The sequence below is a fragment of the Streptomyces sp. WAC05292 genome (assembly GCF_003949955.1).
GTDB classification, from domain to species: domain Bacteria; phylum Actinomycetota; class Actinomycetes; order Streptomycetales; family Streptomycetaceae; genus Streptomyces; species Streptomyces globosus.
Window position 1 is genome coordinate 1 of sequence record NZ_RPSE01000236.1, and the last position, 9,643, is coordinate 9,643.

10 protein-coding genes are annotated in these 9,643 nt (G+C 73.3%); 4 read left to right on the forward strand and 6 right to left on the reverse strand.

Annotation, left to right across the window (positions count from 1 at the left end; genetic code table 11):
• On the forward strand, nt 1-1,366 hold a 1,366-nt coding region (locus EF903_RS21890; protein WP_312845952.1), incomplete at its 5' end, for a serine hydrolase.
• An 86-nt stretch (nt 1,367-1,452) separates the two neighbouring features.
• On the opposite strand, the gene EF903_RS21895 is transcribed toward EF903_RS21890, so the two are convergent.
• From EF903_RS21895 to EF903_RS21910, 4 genes are all read right to left on the reverse strand, one after another.
• On the reverse strand, nt 1,453-1,848 hold the full coding sequence (locus EF903_RS21895) for a VOC family protein (RefSeq protein ID WP_125545731.1): 396 nt from the start codon (nt 1,846-1,848) through the stop codon (nt 1,453-1,455).
• A gap of 114 nt (nt 1,849-1,962) precedes the next feature.
• Entirely contained in the window at nt 1,963-2,637 is a 675-nt protein-coding gene (locus tag EF903_RS21900) for a DUF5701 family protein (RefSeq protein WP_125545733.1), read from the reverse strand.
• Between the two features lie 73 nt (nt 2,638-2,710).
• Nucleotides 2,711-3,544, reverse strand: a complete 834-nt coding sequence (locus EF903_RS21905; RefSeq protein WP_125545735.1) for an ABC transporter permease — start codon at nt 3,542-3,544, stop codon at nt 2,711-2,713.
• The gene (locus tag EF903_RS21910; protein ID WP_125545737.1) at nt 3,541-4,482 is read right to left on the reverse strand and encodes an ATP-binding cassette domain-containing protein; all 942 of its coding nucleotides are present in this window, start codon (nt 4,480-4,482) and stop codon (nt 3,541-3,543) included. The genes EF903_RS21905 and EF903_RS21910 overlap by 4 nt, the downstream gene beginning before the upstream one ends.
• Nucleotides 4,483-4,652: 170 nt before the next feature.
• Between EF903_RS21910 and EF903_RS21915 the strand changes: the two genes are divergently transcribed.
• From EF903_RS21915 to EF903_RS21925, 3 genes are all read left to right on the forward strand, one after another.
• Nucleotides 4,653-5,273: a PadR family transcriptional regulator gene (locus tag EF903_RS21915; protein WP_125545739.1), complete on the forward strand. Its 621-nt coding sequence runs from the start codon at nt 4,653-4,655 to the stop codon at nt 5,271-5,273.
• A 252-nt stretch (nt 5,274-5,525) separates the two neighbouring features.
• Nucleotides 5,526-6,743: a triacylglycerol lipase gene (locus EF903_RS21920; protein WP_260615756.1), complete on the forward strand. Its 1,218-nt coding sequence runs from the start codon at nt 5,526-5,528 to the stop codon at nt 6,741-6,743.
• A gap of 159 nt (nt 6,744-6,902) precedes the next feature.
• Complete coding sequence (locus tag EF903_RS21925) at nt 6,903-8,105, forward strand: NAD(P)/FAD-dependent oxidoreductase (protein ID WP_125545743.1); 1,203 nt, start codon at nt 6,903-6,905, stop codon at nt 8,103-8,105.
• Between the two features lie 91 nt (nt 8,106-8,196).
• Here EF903_RS21925 and EF903_RS21930 read toward each other — a convergent pair whose 3' ends face one another.
• Nucleotides 8,197-8,934: a VOC family protein gene (locus EF903_RS21930; protein WP_125545745.1), complete on the reverse strand. Its 738-nt coding sequence runs from the start codon at nt 8,932-8,934 to the stop codon at nt 8,197-8,199.
• Nucleotides 8,935-8,944: 10 nt separating this feature from the next.
• Nucleotides 8,945-9,643 (reverse strand): hypothetical protein (locus tag EF903_RS21935; protein WP_221888758.1); only part of this gene is annotated, 699 nt, incomplete at its 5' end.

Consider the following 9,643-nt stretch of genomic DNA (forward strand, 5'->3'; position numbering starts at 1 on the left):
CCGGGCTGCGGCCGGGCTGCGGCCGGCCCCCCGGCCGCAGCCCGCGGCGCCGGCCCCGGCGGCGTACCAGCCGCCGCCGCTGGACCTTCCGGCGGTGCAGCTGTCGCACACGGAGCCCCGGCGCCGCCCGCTGCTGCGCAGCGCCAGGCTGTGGGCGCCGGTCGGGCTGCTGCTCCTCGCCGGGGGCTTCGCCGGCGCGCAGCTGCTGCGCCCGCTGCCCGCGCCCCGCCTCGTGGCCGCCGAGGCCACCCGTACCGTCGACGGGCAGTTCTCCGTCCCGTGGCCCGCGAAGGGCCAGGGCGCGGTGCGCGTCGCCGGCTCGGGCGATGTCGGCTCGTTCGGCGAGCAGAAGCCCGTCCCGACGGCCAGCGTCGCCAAGGTGATGACGGCGTACGTGATCCTCAAGGGCCACCCGCTGCGCAAGAACGAGCCCGGCCCCTCCCTCACGGTCGACGCGAAGGCCGTCGCCGAGGGCAAGTCGGAGGACGAGTCCCGGATCGAGGGGCTCACCGCGGGCCAGAAGTTCAGCCAGCTGGACATGCTCAAGATGCTGATGATCCCGTCGGGCAACAACGCCGCACGCCTGCTGGCCCGCTGGGACACCGGCACCGACTCCGAGGCCGCGTTCGTGGAGAAGATGAACGCCGCGGCCCGGGACCTCGGGATGAAGGACACCACGTACACGGACCCCAGCGGCCTGGACGCCGGTACCGTCAGCACCGCCGCGGACCAGCTCAAGCTCGCCGAGGCGGTGATGAAGGACGAGGTGTTCCGCTCGATCGTCGCCATGCCGAGCGCGCCCATCAAGGGGCTGCCGGAGCCGCTGGTCAACAACAACACGCTGCTGACCGCACAGGGCCTCAGCGTCCGCGGCATCAAGACCGGCTCCAGCACGCCGGCGGGCGGCGCGCTGATGTGGGCGGCGTACAAGTCGGTCGGCGACGAGACCCCGCTGATCCTCGGCACGCTGATGGAGCAGCGTGCGGAGGGCTCCGACCCGAACGCCACGAGGAGCCTGGCCCTGGTGCTCTCCAACACCAAGAAGATCATCGAGTCGGTGCGCTCGGCCCTGGCGTCCGCCCCGCTCGTCCGCAAGGGCGACGTCGTGGGGTACGTGGACGACGGCCTCGGCGGCCGTACGCCCCTCGTGGCCGCCAAGGACCTGAACGCGATCGCCGTCCCGGGCCAGCGGTTCAAGCTGAGCCTGTCACCCGGGGCGTCGCCGCTGCGGCGCGAGGCGAAGGCGGGGACCGAGGTCGGCACCCTGACGGCCGGCGAGGGCGACGGCGCGAAGAGCGTGCCGGTGGCGGTCCGCACCGCCCTGGAGGAGCCTTCCCTGGGCACCCGGCTCACCCGCCTGCGCTGACGCCCGGAGGGCACGAGGCCGGTGCCCCGGCGGGATTCCCGCCGGGGCACCGGTGTGTCCGGGCGTCCTTCGCCGCCCCCCGGCCGTCAGCCGCGGGTGGCCAGCATCTCGAGGTAGTGCCGGTTGTACATCACGCCCAGGATGTTCCCGAAGGGATCGGTCACGGAGGCGGTGACGAACCCCGGCCCGCGCTCGGTGAGCGGTTCGTACTCCGCCGCCCCCAGGGACAGCAGCCTTTCGAGAGCCGCGCTCACATCGTCGACGTGCCAGTACACGACGGCACCGCCCGGCCCGGCGTCCGTCCCCGCGGGCGCGTAGCGGCTGTCGATCAGTCCCAGCTCGTGCTGGTGGTCGCCGAGACGGAACTCGACGTACCCCGGCCGCTGGAAGTACGGCTCCACGCCCAGCAGTTCCGTGTACCAGCTCTTTGCCGCCGCCAGGTCGGCGGCCCGGAAACTGACGGTGGTGAGTCCTCGCAGCATGGTGTCCCCCTTCGTCCCGCCGTGGATACCGCATCCCGGCCGATGACACGACGGTAGGCGCGAATGAGGACAGTTCCTGTCCGCATTGAAGGGCGGGTCGGTGTCGGGCGACGGTCAGGTGCGGCGGCCGCTGGTGGAGGCGAAGCCGAGCCAGGTGTGGCGGTTGTTCCACCAGCACCAGCCGACCTTGGGCGCGTTGCGCCGCTCGCGGCCGTCGCGGCCGGTGCCGTTGCTGATCCAGATGGCCGGCGTACGGGCGTCGAAGCTGCCGTTCGGCTTGCGCAGGCGCGAGCCGATCGTCATGAAGCAGCGGTTCCGCTCCAGGACGGCGGGCTGCTGGAGCAGCCAGTGGATGCCCTCCGTGAGCAGCAGCGGGGTGCGGTCCTCCCCGTGGAGCGCGGGCAGCGCCTCTTCCGGGCTCCAGTTGGCCATCCGGTCGCCGCGGTCGGGGCCGGCGACCACGTAGAGGGGCGCGTCGGGCAGGTCGATGCCGTCCGGTGTGAACCGGTCGACGTCCGCCATGTCGGTGACGACGAAGCCGGGCTTGTCCCCGTGGCGGAGCAGCGGTGCGAGGGCGGAGGCGGGTGCCAGGTCCGGGTGGACGGCGAGCAGGAGGCCGCCGTCGCGGCCGTCGCCGCCGGCGGTGGCGGCGTACGCCCGCAGCCGGTCGGCGGGGATCCCGGCCAGTTCGGGCACCCCGAGCTCGACGAGCCGCTCGGCCTGTGCGGCGAGCGACGGGAGCGGGACGGCAGCGGCGGCGGCAGCGGCGGCGGAATCGGTCTCGGGCAAGGTACTTCCTCGTTTTCGTGGTCCGGCACAAGCAGGGGGACGGGAGGGGAAGGAGTGCGGCGGCGGACGCGGACTAGCGGCTCAGGCCCCGGAACCGCTTCACCGCCAGCGGGAAGAACACCGCGATCAGCGCCACCGGCCAGGCCACGGCGAGCAGTTCGGCGTGCTCGGCGGCCCAGGAGCCGCCGCCGGTGCCGCCGGGGCTTCCGACGAGGCCGCGCACGGCGGTGGCGGTCGCCGACAGCGGGTTCCACTCCGCGATCGCGCCCAGCCAGGCAGGCATCGAGCCGGGCGCGGCGATGGCGTTGGAGAGGAAGCCGACCGGCCACACCAGGATCTGCACCGCCTGCACCAGTTCCGGCTTGCCGGCGACCAGTCCCAGGTGGATGCCGACCCACAGCATCGCGAACCGCAGCAGCAACAGCAGCCCCACGGCCGCCAGGAAGGCGGCGGTCCCGTGGTGCCAGCGCCAGCCCATCGCGTACCCGACGGCGATCATCACGGTGAGGCCGACCGCCGACTGCAGCATGTCGGCGATGCTCCGGCCGACGAGGACCGCGCCGGAGGCCATCGGCAGCGACCGGAACCGGTCGATCACGCCCTTGCCGAGGTCCTGGGTGACCGCCAGCATGGTCGCCTCCAGGCCGAAGGCCATCGTCATGGCGAGCATGCCCGGTACCAGGTAGGCCGTGAAGTCGCCGTCGACGCCGCGGCCGCCGCCGATCAGGAAGCCGAACATCAGCATCATCATCACCGGGAAGACCAGCCCGACGGCCACCTGGGCCGGCTCGCGCGCCCAGTGCATCAGCTCGCGCCGGGTCATCGTCCACGAGTCGGCGGCGGCCCAGCCCAGCCGCGTGCCCGGGCCGTGCGCCGCGCTCACTCCGAGCACCGTGCCCGCGCTCATGCCGCGTCCTCCTTCTGCGTCAGGTGCATGAAGACCTCGTCGAGGGTGGGCCGGCGCACCGCGATGTCCCGCGCCTCGATGCCGGCCGCCTCCAGAGCCCGTACGGTCCCGGTCAGGGCCGCCATGCGGTCGGTGACGGCGGCGCTGACCAGGCGTAGGTCCTCGTCCACGACCGCGTCGCCCGGCAGGAGGGCGGCCGCGCGCGCCAGGTGGGCCGCGTCGTGCAGCACGACGTCGATGCGGTCGCCGCCGGTGGCCGACTTCAGCTCGTCCGGGGTGCCTTCGGCGATGGCCCTGCCGTGGTCGACGACCGCGATCCGGTCGGCGAGCCGGTCGGCCTCCTCCAGGTACTGGGTGGTCAGCAGGACGGTCGTGCCGCCGTCGGCGAGCGAGCGCACCGCGTTCCACACCTCCGTGCGGCCGCGCGGGTCGAGCCCGGTCGTCGGCTCGTCCAGGAAGAGCACCTCCGGCCGCGAGATGAGGGCCGCCGCCAGGTCGAGCCGCCGCCGCATCCCGCCGCTGTACTGCTTGACGGCCTTGGGGCCGGTGTCCGAGAGCCCGAACCGGGCCAGCAGCTCGCCGGCCCGGCGTGCGGCGCCGCGCGCGCCGAGCCGGTGGAGCCGGCCGAAGAGCTCCAGGTTCTGGCGTCCGCTCAGCTCCTCGTCCACGGCGGCGTTCTGGCCGACGAGCCCGATGCGGGCGCGGACCTCGTCGGGGCGGGTCCGGACGTCGACCCCCGCCACCTCGACGCGTCCTTCGTCGGGGCGCAGCAGCGTGGACATGATGCGCACGGCCGTGGTCTTGCCGGCGCCGTTCGGGCCCAGGATGCCCTGGACGGTCCCGGCCCGGACCGTGAGGTCCAGGCCGTCCAGGGCCCGCTTGGCCCCGTACCTCTTCCGCAGGCCTTCGACGAGGATCGCCGGATCGCGGTCGGTCAAAGCAGAAGCCTTCCCGTCGGTGGTCAAATTTGACTAGCCGAGTAGAAGGTACGATGCCGGAGCCGATTAGTCAAACTTGATTAGCGTCTCGTCGCGGGTGCGGGCCCTCGCCGCCGGCGGCCCGCTCCCGGCACCTACGCTGGTCGAACCTGTCTTGAAGGGAGACGCCCATGTCAGCGATCCGGCTGCTGGTCCTCGGCGCGGTCCGCCAGCACGGACGCGCACACGGCTACCAGGTGCGCAACGACCTGGAGTTCTGGGGCGCCCACGAGTGGTCCAACGCCAAGCCGGGCTCGATCTACCACGCGCTCAAGCAGATGGCGAAGGAAGGCCTGCTCCGGGCCCACGAGGTCGCCCCGAGCACCGCCGGCGGCCCTCCGCGCGTCGAGTACGAGATGACGGAACAGGGCACCGAGGAGTACCTCGCGCTGCTGCGCCAGGCGCTGACCTCGTACGACCAGAAGATGGACGTCCTCTCGGCAGGCATCGGGTTCATCGTCGACCTGCCGCGCGCGGAGGCCGTCGCGCTCCTGAGGGAGCGGATCGCCCGGCTCGACCAGTGGCGGTCCGCGGTCACCGAGTACTACACGCCGGAGAACGGCCCCGGACAGCTCGGGCACATCGGCGAGATCATGAACATGTGGGTGCACTCGGCCGACAGCGAGGCCGCCTGGACCAACGGCCTGATCGAGCGGATCGAGGGCGGTGCGTACACCTTCGCCGGGGAGGGCGAGCCCTTCGTCGGCATCCTCGCGGACGGCGAACCGAACCCGTACGCCGCCCCCCGCTGAGCGGGCGGCCCCGCGTGCCCGCTCAGCGGCGGGTTCCTCCGGCGGGAGGTGCGGGCCGAAGTGCCCGGCGACCGTTTCGCCCCCGAACCGGCTCGCGCCCCGGTGCACCCCGGCGCGCTCCGGCGTGTGTCCGGCATGCCGCGCACGCCCGTCCGATGCGGTGAAGATCGTGCGTGGCATATGCGAATCGCCTTATGCCTCGCCCCAGCATGTCCCTTGCACTGCCGACCACCACCGTGGAAAGGGACCTCTGTGGCCGACGCCAAGAAGGAAAACGCCAGGAAGTTCGCAGGATCCGTCGGACTCGTGACCCCGCTGGACCAACCGGCCGTCTCCCCGGCGCCGCCGGCCGACGAGGAGTGGGAGCTGCCGCACGGCAGCGCCCGCGTCTACTACGGCGAGGGCCACCGGGGCGTGGTCCGCCCGGTCGTCCTGGCCGACGGGTTCAACATGGGGCCGACCGACTTCGATCGGCTCTGGGAGGGCCTGGAGAACGGCCGGTACCCGTTCGTCAGCGAACTCCGCCGCCGCGGCCGCACGCTGATCCTCGTCGGCTTCGACGAGCGCAGCGAGTCGATCCTCCGCAACGCCGAGACCATGACGGCCGCCATCCTGCGGACCGTCGCCGAGCAGATCGGCGACGCCAGGCTGCTCGTCGGCGGGTTCAGCATGGGCGGCATCGTCGCCCGCTACGCGCTCGCGCACATGGAAGCGCAGCGCATCGACCACCGCACCGCCGTCTACGTGTCGTTCGACAGCCCGCACCGCGGCGCGTGGGTGCCGATCGGCCTGCAGGCCTTCGCGCACTACCTCGCCCAGAGCGGCAACGACACCTACCTGCGGCAGATCAGCAGCCCGGCCTCGCAGCAGATGCTGTGGCGCCACCTCGACGCCCTCGACGGCACCCCGCAGGAGAGCCGGCTGCGCCGTGAGTTCAAGGAGCAGCTCCAGCGCGTCGGCGGCTGGCCCCGCATCCCGCGGCTCCTCGGCGTCGCCAGCGGCCGCGGCGACGGCACGGGCAACGGCGTCCGCGCCGGGGACAAGACGCTGAGCTGCGCCGGACCGCTCTTCGACGGCACGCACTTCCTCGCCCAGTCGCAGGGCGAGAAGGCCGAGGTGGCCGTCCTGAACGGCCTCCTCGGCGGCCCGCACACCATCACGACGAGCGGGTTCCCCGAGCTGGACGGGGCGCCGGGCGGCACCCTCGAATCCTTCGGCATCATCGCCGACACCCTGGCCTCCTTCGGCGAGCGCGTCGACCTCGTCCACCGGTCCGTGTGCTTCGTCCCGTCCGTCAGCGCGGTCGCCATCAGCGACCTCGACCAGCAGGGCGACCTGTACGCCGACATCGAGGCCCTGCCCCCGGACCAGTCCGAGCTCGACGACTTCATGCTCTCGTCCCAGAACGACCCGCACAGCGCCATGACCCCCGAGATCGCCGAGTGGGTCTTCGACCGCCTGCCCGACTGACCGCCCCGGCCCGGCCCGCCGACGGCGGGCCGGGCCACGCCCCCGTACTGATGTGATGCAAGTCACATCCCGGCCCTGTCAGGGATCGCAAGCCCGTCCGGTTCAAGGTGCGAGACCACGCCGGACCACGGCGGATCCCGAGCAGACAGGAGCACGGACATGCAGCACCGCATCGTCGTCCTCGGCGCCGGCTACACCGGAGCGGTCGCCGCCGGCCGCCTCGCCCGCCGGCTGCACACCGACGACGTCACCATCACCCTCGTCAACGCCGAGCCCGACTTCGTCGAGCGGGTCCGCCTGCACCAGCTCGCCGTCGGCCAGGAGCTCTCGCCCCGCCCGTTCGACGAAATGTTCGCCGGGACCGGTGTGCGGCTGAAGCTCGCCGAGGTCACCGCCGTCGACGTCGACCGCAAGGCGGTCACGGTCCAGGCCGGTGAAGGGCCCGAGGAGCTGGCGTACGACACCCTGGTCTACGCCCTCGGCAGCGGCTGGAACGACGGCGGCGTCCCCGGCGCCTCCCTGCACGCCCACGAGGTGTCCAGCCGCCGCGGCGCCCTCCGGCTGCGCGAGCGCCTGGCCGCCCTGGAGGCCGGCCGGCCCGTGGTGGTGGTCGGCGGCGGCCTGACCGGCCTGGAGGCCGCGACGGAGATCGCCGAGGCCCGCCCCGACCTCGACGTGCACCTGCTCACCCGCGCCGGCCTCGGCGACTGGCTGTCCCGCAAGGGCCGCGACCACCTGCGGAAGGTCGCCGACAGCCTCGGCATCATCGTCCACGAGCACGCGCAGGCCTCCGAAGTCGCCGCGGACCGGGTGACCACGGCCGACGGGACGGTCCTCCCCTCGGCGGCCACCGTCTGGACCACCGGCTTCGCCGTCCACCCGATCGCCGGGGCCACCGGCCTCGAACTCACCGACGGCGGACAGATCGCCGTCGACCCCACCATGCGCTCGCTCTCCCACCCGGACGTCTACGCGGTGGGCGACGCGGCGATGGCCCTCGGCCCGGACGACCGGCCGCTGCGGATGTCGTGCGCCTCGGGCGTGCCGATGGCCTGGCAGGCCGCCGACGCCATCGCCGCCCGGCTCGCCGGCGTGAAGGTGCCGCACGTCCCGATCCGCTACTACCAGCAGTGCATCTCGCTGGGCCGGAAGGAGGGCCTCATCCAGTTCGTCACCGCCGACGACCGCGCTGTCGAGAAGGCCCTCACCGGCCGCACCGCGGCCCTCTACAAGGAGATCATCTGCAAGGGCGCGGCCTGGGGCGTCGCCAACCCGACCCTCGGCATGCCGACCCGCCGCCGCCGCACCGCGCCCGCGGCGCAGGCCCCGGCCGCGGCCGCCCCCTCCGGGGCGGCGGCCTGACCGGGCCGGCCCGGCCGCGGCCGGGCCGCGTACGGACGCGGGGGCGGATCCGCGGCGCGCACGCACCGGCGCCGCGGGTCCGCCCCGGCCGTCAGCGCGGGGTCAGCAGGCAGAACTCGTTGCCCTCCGGGTCGGCCAGCACCTTCCAGTGGATCCCGGACTGGTCGATCCCCGGGTCGGTCGCGCCGAGGGCCCGCAGCCGGGCGGCCTCCGCCTCCAGGTCGTCCCCGCGGTAGGGGGCGATGTCGAGGTGGACGCGGTTCCACACGGTCTTCGCATCGGGCGTCCGGACGAACTCCAGGTACGGGCCGACGCCTTGGGCGGAACGCAGCGACGCGTGGTCGTCGGCGGCCTCGGCCACCGTCCAGTCCGTCGCCTCGCCCCAGAACCGGGCCATGGCCCGCGGGTCGGCGCAGTCGACCACCACCGCGGCGATCGGCCCGGTGTCCCGGTAGACCGGACGGGGCTCCAGGACGCAGAACTCGTTGCCCTCCGGATCGGCCATGACCGTCCAGGGGACGTCGCCCTGGCCCACGTCGGCGAGCGTCGCCCCCAGGTCCTTCAACCGGCCCACCAGCTCGGCCTGGTGGGCGGCCGACGTGGTGGCCAGGTCGATGTGCACCCGGTTCTTCACCGTCTTGGGCTCGGGCCGGGCGATCAGGTCGATGCAGACGGCCGACGGGTCCGGATAGGAGAAGCCCACGGGTTCGAGGTTCGTCACCCCGGGCGCCTCGCTGTCGACGCCCCACCCCAGCACCTCCGCCCAGAACCGGCCGAGCGCGGAGTCGTCCTGCGCCTTCATGTTGATCTGCACGAGTCGTGTTGCCATATCGGGGATCCTAGGCTCCGCTCTCTGCGGTCTCCGCGGCCGGAGGGGCCGAGACGGACACCGGGACGCCGAAGGACAGGAAGTCCGTCACCACACTGGTGGCGCCCGCCGTCTGCGACAGCCGCACGGGCACGCCCTTGCCGTCCACCCACACCTCGGCCACCATGTCGACGCCCTGCGGGACCACGCCGTGCCAGGGCCGCTCCGCGTCCTTGTGGAGCTTCCCCAGGGGGATGGTCGCCTTGTAGCGGGTGGCCGGCCTGCCGTTCACGTCCTCCTGGCCCACCCGGGCCACGTCCTTCGCGGACGTGAGGGCCGTGACGGCGGAGACGGCGTTCGCCGGCCCGCCGAGGGCCTCCGCATCGGACCCCTCCCTCACCACCGTGCCCATGATCTTCAACCAGCGCTTGCCCTCGGGATCGTCCTCGGTCTCGTAGTAGTACGCATCCCGCAGCAGGCGCACCGCGTCGCTCGGGACCTTGCCGCTCTCCAGCGGTGAATCGTCCGGTACCCGAACCTGCATGGCATACCCGTTCGCCCACGCGTAGGCGCCCTTGATCTCCACCGGCCGGCCGCCGGTGCGAGGCGAGGTCACCCGTACGCTCACCTCGGCCGAACCGGCCTTCGCCACGGCCTCGGCCGTCATCCCGAGCGGCCCGGCGTCGGCCTTCTCGGCGGAACACCCCGCCATCCCCGCCCCCGCCACCAC